Source organism: Pedobacter hiemivivus (genome assembly GCF_004331685.1).
GTDB classification, from domain to species: domain Bacteria; phylum Bacteroidota; class Bacteroidia; order Sphingobacteriales; family Sphingobacteriaceae; genus Pedobacter; species Pedobacter hiemivivus.
Map to the genome: position 1 here is coordinate 72,248 of NZ_SJSM01000007.1, position 21,986 is coordinate 94,233.

Below are 21,986 nucleotides of genomic sequence, written 5' to 3' on the forward strand. Positions count from 1 at the left end.
ATTGAAAAAATTTCATGGTATCCTATTACTATTTTTACTGTTTACAAGTAATTTAGTCCATGCACAGCATCCATTCAGCGTTATAAATGATATCCCTCATCTTGCATTGAGGGATCCTGCGACAATTACGGCCCCAGAAATGGGGATGATTGTTTACAGTACAGTCGAGGAGCAGCCATTAATTTATACGGGTACAGACTGGGAAACCTTATGTACCACCAAGATTTGGAACGTAACAGCTGAAGATCACTTTACGGTTAAAGGCGGTATTTCTTATTTGCCGGTTTTAGCAGCTGATCCAGCTAACAATAATAAAGCGGGTACCATTTATTATTCGTCGGCTAATCATTCGACCATGATTAATAATGGGACCAGCTGGATTAAAATACGGGATTTAGGGGGCAGTACTTTTACAGAGAGTAAAAGCTTTGCTGCCGGTGTTGATGTGAAAACATTCAAGCTACCTGTCTTGCAAAACAATCCCTCAACCCCTGGTTTAAAAAAGGGCGCATTTTATATCAATGCCTTATCTCGAAGCATCCGTTATTACGATGGAGTAGTCTGGCGAGATTTAAAGTGCATTGACCTGCCAACCATCACCACACTACCTGTCACCGATATTACCAGTATGACTGCTTTAAGTGGCGGTGATATTACTGATGATGGTGGCAGCCCGGTAACAGCCCGTGGGATAAGGTGGAGTGTTAATGGTGACCCCATTGACGACCCTTCTGCTACTATGACCAATGATGGTTCTGGGGTAGGTGTGTTTCCAAGTTCTTTGGTAGGACTGCTTAGCAATACCACTTATTATGTGAGAGCTTATGCAGTGAACAGTCAGGGAACCGTATATGGTAACCTGATACAATTTACTACCGCCCCGCCAGTGCTACCGGTACTCAGCTTTGCGACGGTAAGCATTACAAACATCACTGAAAAATCAGCCCAAGGGACTTTGAATATCCTCAACAATGGAGGTGCCCTGGTCACTGACCGTGGATTTGCATGGAGCACAGACCGGATCAATTGGACGTATGGTTCATCTACCGCGATAGACAGATCAGATGTAGGCATATTTATCAGTAACCTGGTTGACTTATTGCCTGGGACAACTTATTATGCGAAGGGTTATGCCACCAACAGTGTGGGTACAATCTATACCAGTGAAACTAGCTTTGTAACCAGTTCTGCGCCATTTATTGTAACAATAAAACCAACAAGGATTACAGGGATTGATGCCTTTAGCGGGGGACACATTAGTAACAATGGAGGTTCTACGGTAACCCTTCGTGGAATTTGCTGGAGTACTGAGGAATTACCAACAATAGCCTTGATTACCAAAACAGAGGAACCAATAGTTGGTGATGGAGTAGGTAGTTTTAGCAGCATGCTTTCAGGATTGACTCCTGGAGTAAAATATTATGTACGTGCTTATGCAGTAAATGATGCTGGATTAGCCTATGGTAAGCAGGAAACATTTAGTACACCAAATTATGCTACGGTAGCTACTTTGTCTGCCTCTTCATTCTTTAACAATACGGCTACTGGGGGTGGACAGGTGCTTGCCGATGGTGGAGCAGAGGTGACTTCCCGCGGCGTATGCTGGAGTTTAGTTGAAAACCCTACCATTGATCGTTCGCATACCCTCAATGGCACTGGTCTTGGTATTTTTAGTAGTAAGCTAACCGATTTATTGCCAAATAAGACCTATCACATGAGGGCCTATGCCACTAATGTTGTAGGTACGGTTTATGGAGCGGATAAAACGTTTGTCATTATTCCTGAAATCCCTAGTGTGGAAACGCTGGCGCCAATAGCCATTACAAACATCTCGGCAACAGCCGGAGGAAATATAACCAGCAATGGGGGGGCAGATATTACTTTTAGGGGCGTAAAATGGAGTGTAAAAGGTGATCCTGTTGATGATGCTGCTGCGGTCACAACTACTGATGGTGCGGATATTGGTACTTACCAGAGTTTACTCACATCCTTAATGGGAAATACGACCTATTATGTTCGTGCTTATGCTACAAATAGAAATGGTACTGCCTATGGTGAGCTGCTGGAGTTTACAACTTTAGCGCCTCAAATACCTGTATTGGCTGGGGCAGCACTTACCCTCAGCAATATGACCTTCACGGAAATAACGGGAAGTATTCATATACTTAACAACGGTGGCGCAAGCGTAGTTTCTAGAGGTGTGATGTATAGTACGGATAGAATTAACTACCAAACTCATGAATCTCTTACTCAAAACCCGACCGATTTAGGTGTTTTTGTGAGCAACATTACGGGCTTATTACCAGGAACAGTGTATTACGCTAAAGGCTTTGCTAATAATAGCGCGGGGACTGCATATACCAAAGAGGTTAGTTTTACCACTCCTTTATACCTAAGTTTAACAACGACTCCGGTTAGCATGGTGACCAACAATTCTGCAGAGAGTGGAGGCCGAATTATAGGAACAATTACTTCTGGGGTAACGTTTACTGGGATTTGTTGGGGTACGTCACCTAACCCAACTATAGGGGATGACTATATCAGTGGGGCTGTCTCAGATACCTTCGTCAGCAAAATTGGCGGATTGATGGGCAGTACCAAATACTATGTGCGCGCTTATGCGGGTAACAATTCAACAATTGTTTATGGTAATGAGGAAAGCTTTGTTACTGCGACTTCGGGCTTAGCTACGGTTACCACTGTAGAAATAGTGAATGCTACCGCTACAACTGGATTGATTAAGGGAAATGTTTCCGATAATGGAGGGAGCTTATTAACAACAAGAGGAATATGCTGGAATACTACAGGTGATCCAACTACTGCGGATCAATACGCAGCAGACGGCAATGACTTGGGCGACTTCCTTGTTGGTATTAATGGTTTGGCTCCATTAACTAAATATTATGTTCGTGCCTATGCCGTAAATGGTGTGGGAACTGCTTATGGTGATGAATTGACTTTTACTACGGCGGCGATTCCAACTCCAGCCACAGTAACTAGTTTACCTGCATCTGGAATTACTGGTTTTTCTGCAAATAGTGGTGGCGATATTACCAGCGATGGTGGATCGACGGTAACTCAAAGTGGAATATGCTGGAGTACTTCGGCACTGCCAACTACCGCAGACCAACATGCAAATGGTAGTGTTGCCATTGGTCATTTTACACATGCACTTACCGGATTAAAAGCGAATACCATCTATTACATCAGGGCTTATGCGATAAATGAAGTAGGAATAGCTTATGGTCAGATAGAACAGTTTACGACTGCTCCAGCGGTTTTGGCGACTTTGACTACTAAAGCTGCCCAAAGTGGAGCGCAAGGAGTTACTGGTGACAGTGGTGGTACGATCATCAATAATGGCGGCGCATTGATTACAGAACAGGGCTTGGTTTGGAGTACAACTGCTGGTTTCAATCCTGATACGGTTTCTACAAATCGGATTAGCGCATCAGGAGCTGATAGTTTTAACACAACAATCACTGGTTTAAAACCAGGAACAACTTACTACATAAGAGCCTTTGCAACCAATAGTGTGGGTACTGCTTATGCGGCCAATGAAGTGCAATTTAAAACCTTCGCCTTGCCGTTAGTGACTACCAGCTCAATTGAACCTGCGACGATAACAAGTATGGCTGCAATGGCAGGTGGAAATATTTCTGATAATGGTGGAACAGCAGTTTCTGTCAGTGGCGTATGCTGGAGTACCAGCAGAAACCCAGTTTTAACTGATGGTCATGCTTCAGGTACTGTTGGTATGGGGAGTTTTACCAACAAAATCGACAAATTACTGGCCAGCACGACTTACTATGTACGTGCTTATGCAACCAATAGTGTAGGTACAGCTTATGGAGAAGAGCTTAGTTTCACTACGCTTCCTGCAATCCTTGCCAGTATAACTACTACGGCAGCAATAACCACTTCAGCAACAGCTGCCAGCAGTGGTGGCCGTATCGAAAACAATGGCGGTGCTATTGTGACCACTCGTGGACTATACTGGAGTACACAACCTAATTTTAATCCGGATACAGTAACTGTTCATAAAACGGTAGAGCATGGTGCTTTTATGGGCAGCTTTACTGCTCAGCTTAGCGGATTAAAGGAGTATACAGTTTATTATGTACTTGCGTATGCGACCAACAGTGTAGGAACGGCTTATGGTAACCTGGTTAGCTTTGTAACCCCTCAGCTGGCTACACTAACAACCTTATATACCACAGCTATTGGAAGTACTTCGGCCATTAGTGGGGGAGATATTTCTGATGAAGGGGGCTCGGCTGTATATGCACGTGGTGTAGTGTGGAGTGGTCATGCTGATTTCAATCCGGATACCGTTGTGGTTAACCGAACTAGCAATGGAAGTAGAGATGGGGTATTTACTAGTCCACTTAAAAAATTGAAACCTAATACCACTTATTATGTGAGGGCTTACGCCACAAATATTGCTGGAACCAGTTATGGGAATTTATTGAGTTTTATCACTAACCCTCCGGTATTGGCTAGCTTAACGACTAAGGATGCGATTGGAATTACCGGATCAACAGCACAAACTGGAGGTATCATAACAGATAATGGCGGTGTAGAAGTTACTACCCGTGGATTGGTTTGGAGCACTTCTCCAGGATTCAGACCAGATACCGTAGTTAACAATAAAACTACGCATGCTGGTGTTGGTATTGGAAGCTTTAACAGTACGATTACTAATTTGTTGCCAGGAGTGACTTACTATATAAGAGCGTATACCATCAATAGCGTAGGTATTGCTTATGGAAATGAATTGAGCTTTACTACACTTACTGTTCCAACATTGACCACAAATGATGTTTCAGCTTCTTCACTGGGTATAACGGCTATCGGTGGTGGTACCATTATTAGTGACGGTGCTGCAGCGATAACCGATCAGGGCGTAGTATGGAGCACAAGTACAAATCCCTTATTAGGTTCGGCTATGCAAACCAGCAATGATCCTGTTACTGGAAATACTTTTAGAAGTATCCTGAAAAGCCTGGAACCTGTTACCGTTTATTATGTGAAGGCTTATGCGATAAACAGCCTGGGAACAGGATATGGGAATGAGCTGACTTTTACAACGCCTCCGGTGTTGCCCACACTTACTACATCATATATTACCGCTAATTCTAACTCAAGCGCCATCACAGGTGGAGAGATCAGCAAAGATGGTGGAGCAGCCATCACCGCACGTGGGGTGATTTGGAGTACGGACCGTAATTTTAATCCGGCTACCGTAACTGTTTCTAAAACACAGAACGGAACGGGAATGGGAATATTTACGAGTGAAGTCACCAATTTGGCCTTGAGTACAGCTTACTATGTTCGAGCTTATGCGACTAACAGTGTAGGTACAGCATATGGAAATCAGGTTACAGTAACCTTGTTCGCTACGGCTCCGAGGATCAAAACTACTGAAGTTACCGATCTGGGTGGATTTAGTGCCAATGCTGGTGGAGAGATGACCAGTGATGGCGGTTCGGACATTACCCTTAAGGGATTGTGTTGGAGCACCCTTTCCAATCCAACTATAAACGACAGCAAAAGTTCAAATGGCTCTGGGATGGATGCTTTTACGGCTACTATGACCAATTTGACACCGAACACCTTGTATTATGTACGTGCTTATGCGGTTAATAAGATCGGTGTGGCGTACGGTATCGAGCGTACCTTCATTACCAATGCTTTCCCTACATTAACGATCACAACACCGGTAACGAATATCCGTGCTACCATAGCGACTAGTGGTGGGGAGATTACAAATGATGGTAGATCACCAATCCTGGCAAGAGGGGTAACCTGGAATACGACAGGCAACCCAACCATTGCTTTGGCTGCCAAAACGGTAGACAACACGACTACAGGAATAGGTAGTTTTGTGGCGCAGTTAACGGGCTTAACAGAAAACACAACTTATTACGTACGTGCTTATGCAACCAATGCGGTAGGCACAACTTATGGTAGCCAGGTATTGTTTACCTCAGTAGAGGTGACACTTCCATTGCTTTCTACCCATACGCCATCTTTAATCGGCAGCAGGTTTGCGACCAGTGGTGGTGAAGTTACTTATGATGGAGGTATGCCAGTTACCCAACGCGGTATATGTTGGAGCACGCGCCCGGAACCTACTATTGACTCATTAACTAAAATTAATCACGCTACAGGTGGGGAAGGGACTTTTGGTATTCCTTTCACTGGTCTGGCGCCGGGTACAAAATATTACCTGCGTGCTTATGCGACTAACATCAAAGGCACTGCTTATGGACAGGAAGAAGTTTTCAGTACACCAGCAGAACTTCCAGTGCTTAGCCAAGTTAGAATTTCCGAAATCACCAAAGTTTCTGTAAAGGCGACTGCTGCGGTTAGTTTTGATGGTGGATCTACCGTAACAACCAGAGGCCTGGTTTGGAATATGACAGGAAATCCAACACTTGAAAATGGGACACTAATACCTATTGGAGCAGGGAATGGATCTTTTTATGATACCATAACGGGACTGAATGAAGAGTTTACTTATTACGTTCGTGCTTATGCGACTAACGAAGTAGGAACAGGATATAGTCCTATAGAAACCAGCTTTAGCACTAAAATTTGTCCGCCAACATTTATCGTCACACATATAGAAGGTTATAATGGGGCGCCGGTAACTAAAGTGGTGACCTATAACACCGTAAGGACTATTCTTTCGGGAGAACCGAGGTGCTGGATTACTCAAAATCTAGGTGCAGATCATGAGGCTACTGCTGTAACTGATGCTACCGAGGCATCAGCGGGTTGGTACTGGCAGTTTAATAAATTGCAAGCTTATAAAATGGATGGAACGTCACGTCAACCAAATACTGCATTTGCCCGGACGATTAGTGAGAATAGCGACTGGGTACCTGATAATGATCCTTGTTTGCAAATGCTTGGTGGGGGCTGGAGATTGCCTACGGGTACAGAATTAACAAATGTGAGCGGTGCTCCACAAAACTGGACAAACTATAACGCGGCGTATAATTCTGTATTAAAATTACATAATGCCGGACTCTTTAGCTATACCGGGGAGTTTATTCGTCGTGGAACGGAAGGTTATTATTGGTCAAGCACACAAACAGACGCGACTCAAGCATCGGCGATGTATTTCACTGCTGGAGCTAGCGCAGTAATTCCTTTTGAGAAATCTTATGGTTGGTCTGTACGTTGTATAGGTGATCAGCTTGTAAAAATGGCCCCTTTTGTAAGTGATGTTGTGGTTCCTGCTGCTACAATGACACTTAACAGTGCCGAAGCTCAAGCTACAGTTACACATGATGGTGGTACAGCAGTTACCGCGAAAGGATTGGTATGGAATACAACAGGTAACCCAACAATGGCTGATCATGTGATCCCATTTGGATCTGGTATAGGCGCAATTGCAGGTACTTTAACAGGATTAGAAGAAGGACCTACTTATTATGTTCGTGCTTTTGCGACAAATGAGATAGGAACAACCTATAGTAGTGTAGAGAATAGTTTTAAAATCTGTCCGCCTACATTTACTGTAAGTCACACACTGGGCTTTAATGGAGCTCCGGTTACTAAAACGGTAACCTATAAATCTGTAAGTACCAATATTTCGGGAGCGGCAAGATGCTGGATTACGCAGAATCTAGGTGCAGATCAGCAAGGTACTTCAGCTTATGATGCTACAGAAACTTCCGCAGGTTGGTTCTGGCAGTTTAATAGATTGCAAGGCTATAAAGCAGAAGGAGCTACGACCATACCTGCTACCGGATGGAATACGAGTATTAATGAAAATAAAGATTGGGAAGCTGACAATGATCCTTGTGTACGGTTGTTAGGTGGGGGCTGGAGATTGCCTACTACAACAGAATGGACCAATGCAAGAGACATTCCGCAGAATTGGACAAATATGAATATGGCGTATAATTCCGTGTTAAAAATACATGCCGCCGGGATATTGGATGCCAGGACTGGTGCACTTATTCGTCGCGGAACAGAAGCTTATTTCTGGTCGGGCACACAGGGTAGTGTTAACCTTGGAGGGAATTTATACTTTACCGCTGGGGTTGGCTCAATGGCTGCTTTCGATAAAACTTATGGTTCTTCGATACGCTGTTTAAGAGATCAGGTTGTTAAAAGTCTCCCATCTGTAAGTACTGTAACGGTTCCTGCTGCTACACTGAAAAGTGATCGTGCTGAGGTTCTGTCGACAGTTACACGTGATGGTGGTAGTCCGGTTACAGCGAAAGGTTTGGTATGGAATACTACAGGTAATCCAACATTGGCTGATCAGGTGATCCAATCTGGATCTGGTATTGGCGCAATTACGGGTACACTAATGGGACTGAGTGAAGACCTTACTTATTATGTTCGTGCTTATGCGACGAATGAAATAGGAACAGGATATAGTCCTATAGAAACCAGCTTTACTACTAAACTTTGTCCGCCAACATTTATCATATCGCATATTGCTGGTGTTAACGGTTCGCCAGTTACAAAAATGGTTAGCTATAAAACGGCAATTACGAGTCTTTCGGGAGCGCCAAAATGCTGGATCACTCAGAATCTAGGTGCAGATCATCAGGCAACTTTTGCGAATGACGATACCGAAGCCTCGGCAGGATGGTTCTGGCAGTTTAATAAATTGCAAGGCTATAAAGCCGAAGGAACTATCATTACAGGTACAGGATGGATAGGAGCTATTAATGAAAATAGCGATTGGGCCCCTGCTAATGATCCATGTGCGCAGATGCTTGGCGGGGGATGGAGATTACCTACTGCCACAGAGTGGACCAATACCTTAGGTGCTCCGCAAAATTGGGCAAATGTGATGAATGCCTATAATTCAGCATTAAAAATACATGGAGCAGGTTTCTTAAGCTATCAAGGCCCGCTTTATCGTCGTGGGACGGATATTATGCTTTGGTCAAGCAAACAAGCAAACCTTACCCAAGGAACGATGTCTTTTTTCACGAATACGAGTAGTGGGGTAGGTGCTTATGAAAAAGCCTATGGCGCTTCTGTACGTTGTATCAGTGATCAGCTTAAAATAGCACCTGTGATAAGTGATGTTATCGTTCCTGCTGCTACATTAAAGGGAGGCAATGCCGAGGCTCAAGCCACGATTACCTATGATGGTAGTGTGGACATTACAGCGAAAGGATTGGTATGGAATACTACCGGTAATCCAACACTGGCTGATAATGTGGTCCCATTAGGATCTGGTATAGGTGCAATTGTAGGTGCTTTGACAGGACTTAATGAAGAGCATACCTATTATGTAAAGGCTTTTGCTACAAATAGTGTAGGCACGGGATATAGTGCTAATGAAGCCAGTTTTAAAGTTTGTCCGGAGGCTTTTACTGTTAATCACCTACAAGGTTTTAGTGGTGCTCCAGTTACAAAAACGGTAACTTATAATTCCATAAATAGCAGTGTTTCGGGTGCAGCAAGATGCTGGGTTACCCAAAATCTTGGTGCGGACCGTCAAGCAACGTCAGCTAATGATGCGACCGAAGCCTCTGCAGGATGGTACTGGCAGTTTAATAGATTGCAAGGTTATAAAATGGATGTTACCCGTACACCAGGTGCAACATGGATCGGGGCTATTAATGAAAATAGTGATTGGGTTCCTGCCAACGACCCTTGTGTTCAGATGTTAAGCGGAGGATGGAGATTACCTACTGGTACAGAATTGACTAATGCGAGGGCTGCTCCACAAAACTGGACCAACGTTAATGCTGGATATAATTCAGTACTGAAATTACATGCTGCTGGTTTCTTTAGCTATACCAGTGCCTTTGCTCGTCGTGGAACGGAAGGTTATTATTGGTCAAGCTCACAGACAAGTACTGGTATGGCAACGATGTTGTATTTCACTGGTTCGGCTAGCGCGGCAATTCCTCTTGAGAAGACCTACGGCTGGTCTGTACGTTGTTTAAGAGATCAGATTATTAAAACAGCACCTGTGGTAGGCGATGTTGTAGTGCCTGCTATTACTATAAAAGATGGCAATGCCGAAGGTCAAGCTGCAGTTCTAAATGCTGGAGGCGCTCCGGTCACAGTAAAAGGATTGGTATGGAATACTACAGGCAATCCAACATTGGCAGATCAGGTGATTTCATCAGGATCTGGTATTGGGGCAATTATAGGCACTTTGACGGGGCTGAGTGAAGAACTTACTTATTACGTAAGGGCTTTTGCTACAAATAGCGCAGGTACAGGCTACAGTGCAACGGCAACCAGAGTTAGCACTAAGGTTTGTCCGCCAACATTTACTGTATCACATATTGCAGGTGTTAATGGGGCCGCGGCTACTAAAACGGTAACCTATAAAACTGCAATTACCAGTGTTTCGGGAGCACCAAAATGCTGGATCACTCAAAACCTTGGTGCAGATCGGCAGGCAACTTCTGCTACTGATGCTACCGAAGCCTCAGCAGGCTGGTACTATCAGTTCAATAAACTTCAAGGCTATAAAGTGGATGATGCACTAACGCGAACACCAACAGCATGGAATGGAAGTGTTAATGAGAATAGCGACTGGGCTCCTGCCAACGATCCTTGTATTCAGTTATTGGGTGGAGGATGGAGGTTACCCACGGCTACAGAATTGACGAACACGCTCGGCGCTCCACAAAACTGGGCAGGTATTAATGATGCCTATAATTCCGGGCTAAAATTACATGCTGCAGGTTTAGTTAGTTACGATGGTACTTTTCATTATCGTGGACAGTATGGTTTTTTCTGGTCAAATAAAAAAACAAGTAATACGCTCGCTTCGGTTTTGTGTTTCAGTACGTTTACGTCAATGTACTCCTACGAGAAAGGTTATGCCTGGGCTGTACGTTGTTTAAGTGATGAGATTAAAACAACTCCATACGTTAGTGCTGTTGTTGTGCCTGCTGCTACAATGACACTTAACAGTGCCGAAGCTCAAGCTACAGTTACACATGATGGTGGTGTTTCGGTTACTGCGAAAGGATTGGTATGGAATACCACCGGTAACCCGACATTGGCAGACAACGTTATTCCATCTGGGGTGGGTATAGGTGCAATTGCAGTTACTTTAACTGGACTAAGTGAAGAATTTATTTATTATGTAAAAGCCTTCGCTACAAATAGCGAAGGGACCAGTTACAGTGCTGTCGCTAACTTTAGTACTAAAGTCTGTCCACCAACATTTACAGTAGTACACGTTGCAGGAGTTAATGGTGCACCGGTTTCTAAAACGGTAACCTATAAAACTGTAGTTAGCAGTATTTCTGGAGCGCCAAAATGCTGGATTACTCAAAATCTTGGGGCCGATCAGCAGGCTATTTCAGCCACAGATGCTACTGAGGCCTCAGCAGGTTGGTATTGGCAGTTTAATAAATTGCAGGGGTATAAAGCGGATGCAGCAGGTACACGTGCACCAGCTACAGTATGGATAGGGAGTATTAATGAGAATAGTGACTGGGCGCCTGTCAATGACCCTTGTACTCAGATGCTAGGGGGAGGATGGAGATTGCCTACTGGTACAGAATTGACAAAGGTATGGACTACGCCAAAAAGTTGGACAGGTAGCGCGGATGGATATAATTCAGTACTGAAAATACATGGTGCCGGTTATTTAAGCAATACAGGTGCCCTTTTTCGTCGTGGATCGGAAGGTTATTTATATTCCAGCTCACAGGTAAATAATACTTCAGCGACGATGTTGTATTTCACAGGTACTGCTAGTGAAGTAATTCCCTTTAGTAAAGTTTATGCCTGGTCTGCACGTTGTATAAATGATAAGACTGCTAATTAATATTGATTTTTTAAGATAAAGGTGACAAACAATGAAAACTAAAATACTGATTTTCTTATGCTCCATCTTCACTTTGAGTGCTATTGCGCAAGTTAAAAACAAACCAAAAGAATTTGTTTTAGGGTATGTCGATAGTCTTCATTCTGAAATCTTAAAAGAAGACCGGATCATTAATATTTACCTACCTGAAGGTTATGATAAAGACACAAAGTATCCGGTCATCTATTTGCTGGACGGCTCGGCAGATGAAGATTTTATCCATGTGGTTGGGATTGTGCAGTACAATACCTTTTCCTGGATAAACAGGATACCAAAATCTATAGTCATTGGCATAGCTAATAAAAATCGTAAACGTGATTTTACTTCTCCTGCTACGCAAGCCAGTGATCGTAAATTTATACCAAACAATGGAGGTTCTGCTAATTTTATCGCTTTTCTGGAAAAGGAGCTACAGCCTTATGTAGAGAAAAAGTACAAAACGGATGGTTTTAAAACAATTATCGGACAGTCCTTGGGCGGCTTATTGGCAACCGAGATTTTATTTAAAAAGCCAAGACTTTTTAACAATTATATCATCATGAGTCCTAGTCTTTGGTGGAATGATGGCGCTTTGTTAAAGGCGAAGCCGGAAGTACTGGAAAAGAATTATAATAACCCTACTAATATTTATATTGGTGTAGGAAAAGAAGGCTCATTTGACGGCAAGCGTATCATGGAAGATGATGCCAAATTGTTATATGAGAAAATCAAACTAGGTCAGTCTAGAAATGTAAAAGTACATTTCGATTATTTACCGGAAGAGGATCATGCTACGGTTACCCACCAGGCTATCTTTAACGCTTTTCGCATTTTATATCCCAAGAAATAGTTCTTTACAAAATTCTATAAACTTATCTCTGAATCCTGTAAATTAATCAGACCGTTGTCAACTTACCTTTGTATTGTTAATTAAACAAAGCAAGTTATGAACAACAATATAGAAACAATTTCGATGCCGGTGCTGGGTATGACCTGTGCAGCCTGTGCCGTGAGCGTTGAATCTATAATAGGCGCCCAATCAGGAGTTGATAAAGCAGAGGTCAACTATGCTACTCAATCTGTAAAGGTAATTTACCATCCCGATGCAGTACAACCTGAAGCTTTACAGAAAGCAGTTCAATCTATTGGCTATGACTTGATCGTTGAACAGGAAGGCGCTAAAGAATTGCAGGAAGAAGCACAGAGAAATAATTATGAGGCTTTAAAAAAGCGGATGATCTATTCGTCAATATTAACTATCCCAGTAGTCATTATTGGAATGTTCTTTATGGATATGCCTAATGGTAATTACTACATGATGGCTTTAACCACTCCGATATTGTTCTTTTTTGGCAAGAGCTTTTTTATCAATGCGTGGAAACAAGCCAAATTTGGAAAAGCCAATATGGATACGCTGGTAGCTTTAAGTACGGGTATCGCTTATCTTTTTAGTGTTTTCAATACCTTTAATCCAGAGTTTTGGCACAGTAGAGGATTACATCCACATGTATATTTTGAAGCAGCTGCGGTAGTTATTGTTTTCATCATGCTGGGTAAATTGTTGGAAGAAAAAGCTAAATCTAATACTTCTTCAGCGATCAAAAAACTGGTAGGCTTACAGCCAAAAACAGTAATGCTGATTACTGAGCATGGTGAAAAAGAAATTCCTGTTGCTGATGTAAGGCTCAATGATCAATTGTTGGTACGCTCCGGTGAGAAGATTCCGGTAGATGGTGAGGTGTATGAAGGAAGCTCATTTGTAGATGAAAGTATGATTACTGGTGAACCTGTAGCTGTAGCTAAACAAGCGGGCGATAAGGTTTTTGCCGGAACGATTAACCAAAAAGGAAGCTTTAAATTTAAAGCAGAAAAGGTAGGTGGGGAGACCATGCTTGCCCAGATCATTAAGCTGGTGCAGGATGCGCAGGGCTCTAAAGCTCCAGTGCAGAAATTGGTAGATAAAATTGCCGGCATATTTGTACCCATAGTTATTTTAATTGCCATTATCAGTTTAGGAGTATGGCTGCTGTTTGGTGGAGAACATGCATTTACTCAAGGGATGCTTGCCATGGTTACTGTACTGGTGATTGCCTGCCCTTGTGCGTTGGGTTTGGCAACGCCTACAGCAATCATGGTAGGTATTGGCAAAGGTGCAGAAAATGGTATTTTAATTAAAGATGCAGAAGCACTGGAATTGGGTTATAAAGTAAATGCAGTGATTTTAGATAAAACAGGCACAATTACAGAAGGGAAACCGGAAGTGACTCACGTGGAGTGGGCTACTGAACTGCCGAAAGATAAACTGCAATTGCAGGAAATATTAGTTGCTTTGGAACAAGCTTCAGAGCATCCATTGGCAGAAGCCATCGTGCGTAACTTGAAAAAAGGAGGCGTAAAAGGTGCTACGGTGACTGGTTTTGAAAGTCTGACCGGTAAAGGAGTAATGGCCGAGTTTGAAGGCGAAAAGTATTGGGCAGGAAGTCATAAGATCCTTACGGAGTTAAATGTACAGGTCTCTGAAGCTTTACAAAATAGGGTGGTAGAACTTCAGCAATTGGCGCAAACGGTGATTTACTTTACCAATGCAACGCAAGTATTGGCAATTGTATCTATAGCAGATCAGATTAAAGCGGGTTCAGCCAAAGCAGTTGCCGCATTAAGAAATGCGGGTATTGAGGTATATATGCTTACCGGAGATAATCAGCAGACTGCGGCTTCGGTAGCTAAACAGGCTGGGATCGATCATTTTCAGGCAGAGGTATTGCCTTCTGATAAATCAGACTTTGTGAAGCAATTGCAGGCACAAGGAAAAGTGGTAGCGATGATTGGCGATGGGATTAATGACAGTCAGGCCCTAGCACAAGCTGATGTTTCGATTGCCATGGGCAAAGGGTCGGATATTGCCATTGATGTAGCAAAAATTACACTGGTATCTTCTGATTTACAACAAGTGCCAAAAGCATTGCGTTTATCAAAGCTTACGGTTAAAACCATTCGTCAGAATTTGTTCTGGGCCTTTATTTATAACCTGATAGGGATTCCAATTGCTGCAGGGTTATTGTATCCGTTTAACGGGTTCTTGTTGAATCCAATGATTGCAGGAGCTGCAATGGCATTAAGTTCTGTATCAGTAGTGAGTAACAGTTTGCGTTTGAAATTCGCAAAGCTAGGCTCCACGTCATCCTGAATTTATTTCAGGACCCCTCACCTGCAAAGCCGCCTTTCTCTTGCGAGGTCCTGAGATAAACTCAGGATGACGATCGAACTAAAGAAAAAATAACATTAACAAATAAATAATATCATGGAAACACTAAAATTCAAAACAAATATCAAATGTTCAGGTTGCATCGCAACGGTAACTCCTTTTCTAAACGATTTACCACAAATCTCTAAATGGGAAGTAGATACTAACAATCCAGAAAAGATACTTACGGTAGAAGCTAATGATCAACTAGATGCAGAAACAGTGGTAAATACGCTTCAAAAAGCTGGCTATATCGCTACAGAATTGTAATAATCTCAACACGCTATAAAAAAAGAACGGAATTATATAAAAATATCTCCGTTCTTTTTTCAATCTTTGAATCATAATGAAAAGGACATTACTTACCATACTTGCCATTTTTTACCTAGGGATTTCCAGTGGGGCAACTATGCACTTTCATTATTGCATGGGAGAGTTGGTAAGTTGGAGTCTGGAAAAGGAATCTAAAGACGCATGTGATTTCTGCGGAATGCCAAAATCCGTTTCTAAAAAGAAATCATGCTGCAAGGATGTTCAACAAGAGGTTAAATCTGAGAAGTCTCATAAAGCCAGTCAAACGGCTTATAAATTTGAGCAACTTTCTCAAGCCATCATACAGCCTGAATTATACGTTAATTATCAGGCACCTATACCGGTAAGAATTACCAGGGAAGCATTGAGCAATGCACCCCCTGATGGACAGCATGTGCCTGTCTACCTAAAAAACTGTACTTACAGAATATAATACCCTCTTTCTTTTAATTTGTTGCATCTCTGTGCAACATGAAGCTGCCGTTACGCTGATTTTGTCAGTATCCTAAGGCGTATAGCTTCCAATCCAATTTATTTAACAATTTTCTTTAAAAACGAATTAAGATGAAATCATTAAGAATTCTTTCGGTAGTCGCATTGACTTTCCTTGGTAGTGCTGTATTTGCACAATCTAAAACAGAAAAAATCAAAGTATTAGGTAATTGCGGAATGTGCAAGAAGACGATCGAAACTTCACTTAAAGTTCCTGGAGTAACTTCAGCAAATTGGGATAAAGTAACTAAGGTATTGACCGTGAGTTACGATTCTACTAAAATCACCAATGATCAGGTACAGCAAAAAGTTGCCGCATCAGGTTACGATACTGAAAAGGTAAAAGCTACAGAAGCTGCTTATGGTAAATTACCTGACTGCTGCCAGTACGACCGTTCAGGTAAAGCAAGTAAAGCGCACTAATAAAATAATAAAAGAAAGAGGGTTATTATAAATGGTACATAAAATTATAGAATGGTCGATGCGCAATAGGTTTATTGTGCTGATACTTTCTGCCGGTTTATTTGTATGGGGCGTATTTTCCGTACAAAAGAATCCGATAGATGCAATTCCTGATCTTTCAGAAAACCAGGTGATTGTATTTACAGAATGGATGGGTAGATCACCACAATTAATAGAGGATCAGGTTACCTATCCATTGGTCACTAACCTGCAGGGGATTCCTAAAATCAAGTATGTAAGGGGCTCATCCATGTTCGGTATGAGTTTCATTTACGTAATCTTTGAAGATGATGTAGATGTATACTGGGCGCGTGAGCGGGTAATGGAACGGATTAGTACCATATCCAAAACCTTACCCGAAGGAGTAGCTCCACAACTAGGGCCTGATGGAACGGGTGTCGGCCACGTACTTTGGTATACGCTCGATGCCCCGAATATGGATCTGGGCGAGCAACGTGCCATACAAGATTGGTATGTGAAGTTTGCCTTGCAAAATGTGCCGGGTGTAAGTGAGATTGCTTCTTTTGGTGGTTTCCAAAAACAATACCAGATCAACATAGATCCCAATAAATTGCTGTATTATAAGCTCAGCGTGCCACAGGTAATTGCTGCGGTTAGGAGCAACAACAACGAATCGGGCGGACGAAAGTTCGAAATGAGTGATATGGGTTATATCATTAAGACTTCTGGTTACCTTAAATCATTAGAAGAGATTTCCAATATTCCTGTTAAAAATCAGAATGGTACGCCGATAAAGATATCAGACCTGGCGACGGTGCAAATGACCGGAGAAACCCGCTTGGGGATATTTGATCAGGATGGTGAAGGCGAACGTGCCGGTGGTATTGTAGTGATGCGTTACGGCGAGAATGCTGCCGAGGTGATAGATCGGGTAAAAGCCAAAATGGTGGAGGTATCGAAAGGACTGCCTAAAGGGGTGAAGTTTGATATTGTGTACGACAGGGGCGAGTTGATTAAAGAATCGATAGACTCCATAAAAAACACGCTGATTGAAGAGATGATCGTGGTATCACTCATTGTATTTGTCTTCCTGTTTCATTGGCGCAGTGCACTGAGCATCATTATACAAATACCGATTACCATTGCGGCCAGTTTTATTCTGCTCAATGCTTTTGGTATCTCGTCTAACATTATGTCGCTAACCGGTATTGCACTGGCTATCGGGGTAATTGTGGATAATGGGATTATCATGAGTGAAAATGCTTATAAACACCTGTCAGAGCGATACGAATTGTGGGAAAAGGATCAAAATAAAACGACAACATCATGATCAAGTGGTTTAAAAATATATTTAAAAAATCTCCGGATTGGATTAGTGAAGAAGATCGCCTTGCGGTGATCACCAAATCCAGTAAGCAGGTTTCAAGAGGGGTGTTCTTCGCAACAGTCATCATCATTACTTCGTTTTTACCGGTATTTATGTTAACCGGACAAGAGGGTAAATTGTTCCACCCGCTAGCCTACACCAAGACATTCATCATGATTGTAGATGCTTTGTTGGTCATTACGCTGGCTCCGGTATTGATCTCTTTCTTTATGAAAGGGAAGTTTAAACCGGACAATGCGAACCCAGTAAATAGGGTGTTGGAAAAGGTTTATGAGCCGGTGATCAGAACGGTATTGAAATGGAGAAAAACAACGATTGCGATTAATGTAATTGCCTTGTTGATTACCATTCCATTACTTAAAAATTTGGGTACAGAGTTTATACCACCACTGGATGAGCAAAGTATTTTGTTTATGCCAGTAACGCTTCCCGATGTATCTAATGCAGAAGCAAAACGGATTTTACAGGTGCAGGACAAGATTATTAAGTCGGTACCTGAAGTAGATAAGGTTTTAGGAAAAGCGGGTAGGGCCAATACGGCGACTGATAACTCGCCGATCAGTATGATCGAGACAATCATTACCCTAAAGCCGAAAAGCGAATGGCGTAAAGGCATCACCAAAAAGGACATTGTAAATGAACTGGATGCTAAATTACAGATTCCGGGTGTGGTAAATGGTTGGACACAACCGATCATCAACCGGATCAATATGTTGGCTACCGGAATCCGTACCGATGTGGGGATAAAGGTATTTGGCCAGAATCTGGATACCATTGCTGCGGTATCTGAAAAGGTTAAAGCAGCACTAGAAGGTACACCAGGGGTAAGCGACTTATTTGTGGAGCCGATTACTGGTGGAAAATACCTTTCTATTGATGTGAAAAGAGCAGAATTGGCACGTTATGGCTTAAATGTAGATGATGTAAATCAGGTGGTAGAAAGCGCCCTGGGGGGAGCTACCATTGGGAACACCATTGAGGGTAGACAACGTTTTTCTATCAGTGTACGTTTGGCTCAGGAATATCGCAATAGTGTAGAACGCATTCAACGTATTCCTATCCAGTCGGCCACCTTTGGCGAAGTGCCTTTATCGGCAGTAGCTGATGTGAAATTTGAAGATGGTCCGCCAATGATCAGTTCTGACAATGCTATTTTGCGTGGTGCAGTGATGTTTAATGTGCGCGACAGGGATTTAGGTAGCACCGTGAAGGATGCGATGGAGAAGTTGAATAAAGAAAAGGGCGTACTTCCTGAAGGTTACTTCCTGGAATGGAGCGGTCAGTACGAAAATCTGATCCGTGGTAAACAAACGCTGATGTGGATTGCGCCAGTAGTTTTAGTGATCATTTTCTTCTCTTTATATTTCGCTTTCCACTCTGTTAGAGAGGCGTTTTTAAGTCTGATTACAGTTCCTTTTGCTTTAATCGGTGGTGCTTACATGATTTATTTCTGGGGTGTAAACCTCTCCGTTGGTGTAGCCGTAGGCTTTATTGCCCTGTTTGGGATTGCCGTAGAGACGGGTATTGTGATGGTGATTTATCTAAATGATGCCATGCAGCAGTTGATTAAGCTGAAAGGAAATTCGAGTGAGACCATCACAAAAGAGGATTTGAGAGAATATGTAGTTCATGGTGCAGCGAAAAGATTAAGACCAAAATTGATGACCGTTTGTGTGTCGCTATTTGGATTGGTACCCATATTATGGGCCTCGGGAGTAGGGGTGGATGTAATGCAGCCGATTATACTGCCAATGATTGGTGGTGTGCTGACTTCGTCTACACACATTCTGTTGGTTACCCCATTGATCTTTTTAATGTCGAAAGAATATGAATTGAGGAAATATGGAAAATTGGAGGTGCACGATGTACAACATTAAGAGAATATTAGCTGTACTGCTGTTGTTGCCATTTGCAGCTTCGGCACAGCAAAAAAGTCCGGTGCTTACACTGGATACCGTTTTGCAAAGAATAGATAAAAATAACATTTTGCTACAATCGTATGGTTTAAAGGCGGAGAGTTATAAGCATACCGCTAAAGCGGCGACGGCTTGGATGGCGCCAATGGTAGGGGTAGGTACTTTTATGACTCCCTATCCTGGTCAGATGGTTATGGATGAAAGTGATAAAGGATCTATAATGGTGCAACTGGAACAAGATATCCCTAATCCGGTGAAGCTAAACGCGAATAAGCGATTTATCGAATCGAAAGGTAAGGTTGAAAACGAAACGCGTGGTGTGACTTTAAACGAATATAAAGCACAGGCGAAGCGCTTGTATTTTGGCTGGTTGGTTGCACAGCAAAAGATCGGCATACTGGAGAAAAACCAGAAGATCATGGAGACCATGAAAAAGATTGAAGAGATCAGGTATCCTTACAACCAGTCGAAATTGGGTAGTGTTTACAAAACGGCTGCCAAGCTGGAAGAGAACCGCAACATGATCACCATGCAGGAGGGGGATATTGCCAGAGCGCGTGCCTGGTTAAGCAGTTTGATGAATATGAAGGGAAATTCAGCCTTTGCTATTGATACGACTTATAGACCCACTTTTGTGCCAGCTCCTTCTATTGATACAGCAAGTTTGGCCATGGCTAGAAACGACATCAAGAAAATGGATTATAGTATCCAATCTATGCAGCTGAATATTGAGGCCATGAAAAAACAAAGCAGACCGGATTTTAAATTGAGGTTTGATCACATGTCGCCCTTAACTAAAATGATGCCTAAAGCTTATAGCATTATGGGAATGGTCAGTATCCCAATCGCGCCATGGTCTTCGAAAATGTATAAATCGGAAGTGAAAGGCATGCAGTACGAAGTGGAGGCTATGGGCAAAGAGAAAGCGGCTATGTTGCAGGAAACGCAGGGTATGTTGTACGGTATGCAGTTCGAAATTCAGTCTATGCAAAAACGGATTGATGCGATGGAAGATAAAATTATTCCTAGTCTGCAAAAAACACTGGATGTTAACTTTTTAAGCTACAGGGAGAATAAGATGGAGCTGCCAGAAGTTATTGACTCCTGGGAAGCATTGACCATGATGCAGAGTAATGTATTGGACGAGAAATTGAAACTTTATTTAATGATTGCCGATTATGAGAAAGAACTATATCGTTAAGGCTGCGGCGCTGATGATCGGTGTACTGGTGATGAGTGCTTGTACTGGGCGTAAAAAAGATCAGAACACTGCGCACGAAGATCCGGGAGTGGTGAAGATTGACAGTAACCTTTCTCATTTGCTAAAACCTTCAAATGAGCAGGTGGTGTCTACATTACCAGTAATTAAGGCCGATTACGGTACTAAAATATTTACGGAAGAGGCACAGGGGGTTATCAATTATGATACCCGTAATCAAAATAGTGTAGCTAGTCGGGTAAGCGGAAGGATAGAGCGTTTGTTTATCAAATACAATTATCAGCCGGTTAAAAAGGGACAGTTAATTATGGAAGTTTATTCTCCGGATTTAGCTGCTGCGCAACAGGAATTACTTTTTTTGAAGAGATCAGAGACTGATCTTACTTTATTGGACAGAGCAAAACAGCGTTTAATGCTATTGGGGATGAGTGCATCTGGTATTAATCAAGTGTTAAAAACAGGGAAGGTAAATTATCGGATTCCTGTATATAGCAATGCGGACGGGTACATCCTAGAAAAATCTGCCGCTGCTACACCTAGTGCTGCTCCTTCGGCTGCTGCACCTGCTGCTGGTGGAGATGGTATGAGCGGGATGGGGGCGTCATCTGGAGCTTCAGCCGCGCTTGCAGCTGCTGCAGCTCCGGTAAATATACCGGTGATGTTGCGCGAAGGTCAATATGTGAGTGCTGGTCAGTCGCTTTTTACCATTTATAATGCTGATAAGCTGGTTGCTGAATTTTCATTTAAGCCATCTTTGGCATCATTGGTTAAGCAAGGTGATAAGTTTTCGTTTTACAAAACGGCTGATAAAAGTACTATCCAGACTGCCACGATTGGCATGATTCAGCCTATTTTTAAGGATGGGGAAAACTTTACCATCGCCAGAATATATCTTAACAAACCTAATTTTAGAGTAGGTGAGCTACTTACCGCTAGAATCCCGGTGTTGCTTGCTGCGTCATGGTGGTTGCCCGAATCTGCTGTATTATCCTTAGGGAATAAGACGGTAGTTTTTAAAAAGGAAGGTAATGTGGTGCTTCCGAAGTCGGTAAAGGCTGGAATAACCATAGCCGGAATGGTGCAAATTAAAGAGGATATCAGCAATTGGGAGATCAGCCAAAATGCAGCTTACCTGGTAGATAGTGAAAGCTTCATCAAAGCGCAATTAAAATGATTGTAAACGGTTAGAT

General features: G+C 42.6%; 10 protein-coding genes. All 10 read left to right on the forward strand.

The window, feature by feature from the left end; all coding sequences use genetic code 11:
* The first annotated feature begins 1 nt into the window (after position 1).
* The 10 genes from EZ444_RS13425 to EZ444_RS13470 all read left to right on the forward strand — a co-directional run bounded on the left by EZ444_RS13425 (position 2) and on the right by EZ444_RS13470 (position 21,970).
* Complete coding sequence (locus EZ444_RS13425) at positions 2–11,785, forward strand: fibrobacter succinogenes major paralogous domain-containing protein (RefSeq protein ID WP_131609637.1); 11,784 nt, start codon at positions 2–4, stop codon at positions 11,783–11,785.
* 31 nt (positions 11,786–11,816) lie between these two features.
* A complete protein-coding gene (locus EZ444_RS13430; protein ID WP_131609639.1) occupies positions 11,817–12,653 on the forward strand; it encodes an alpha/beta hydrolase in 837 nt (278 codons plus the stop codon).
* 96 nt (positions 12,654–12,749) lie between these two features.
* The gene (locus tag EZ444_RS13435; protein ID WP_131609641.1) at positions 12,750–14,990 is read left to right on the forward strand and encodes a heavy metal translocating P-type ATPase; all 2,241 of its coding nucleotides are present in this window, start codon (positions 12,750–12,752) and stop codon (positions 14,988–14,990) included.
* 114 nt (positions 14,991–15,104) lie between these two features.
* Positions 15,105–15,317, forward strand: coding sequence for a heavy-metal-associated domain-containing protein (locus EZ444_RS13440; protein ID WP_131609643.1), 213 nt, complete (start codon positions 15,105–15,107; stop codon positions 15,315–15,317).
* A 76-nt stretch (positions 15,318–15,393) separates the two neighbouring features.
* Positions 15,394–15,792 (forward strand): HYC_CC_PP family protein, encoded by a 399-nt coding sequence (locus EZ444_RS13445; RefSeq protein WP_131609645.1) that lies wholly within the window; start codon positions 15,394–15,396, stop codon positions 15,790–15,792.
* 131 nt (positions 15,793–15,923) lie between these two features.
* Positions 15,924–16,274, forward strand: a complete 351-nt coding sequence (locus EZ444_RS13450; RefSeq protein WP_131609647.1) for a heavy-metal-associated domain-containing protein — start codon at positions 15,924–15,926, stop codon at positions 16,272–16,274.
* 31 nt (positions 16,275–16,305) lie between these two features.
* Positions 16,306–17,604, forward strand: a complete 1,299-nt coding sequence (locus EZ444_RS27760) for an efflux RND transporter permease subunit (protein ID WP_131609649.1) — start codon at positions 16,306–16,308, stop codon at positions 17,602–17,604.
* Positions 17,601–19,538 carry an efflux RND transporter permease subunit gene (locus EZ444_RS27765; RefSeq protein ID WP_131609651.1) on the forward strand — a complete coding sequence of 646 codons (1,938 nt, stop codon included), beginning with the start codon at positions 17,601–17,603 and terminating at the stop codon, positions 19,536–19,538. Before EZ444_RS27760 ends, EZ444_RS27765 begins: the two co-directional genes overlap by 4 nt.
* Positions 19,525–20,778 (forward strand): TolC family protein, encoded by a 1,254-nt coding sequence (locus EZ444_RS13465; RefSeq protein WP_131609653.1) that lies wholly within the window; start codon positions 19,525–19,527, stop codon positions 20,776–20,778. The genes EZ444_RS27765 and EZ444_RS13465 overlap by 14 nt, the downstream gene beginning before the upstream one ends.
* Entirely contained in the window at positions 20,756–21,970 is a 1,215-nt protein-coding gene (locus EZ444_RS13470; RefSeq protein ID WP_131609655.1) for an efflux RND transporter periplasmic adaptor subunit, read from the forward strand. The genes EZ444_RS13465 and EZ444_RS13470 overlap by 23 nt, the downstream gene beginning before the upstream one ends.
* Positions 21,971–21,986 lie beyond the last annotated feature (16 nt).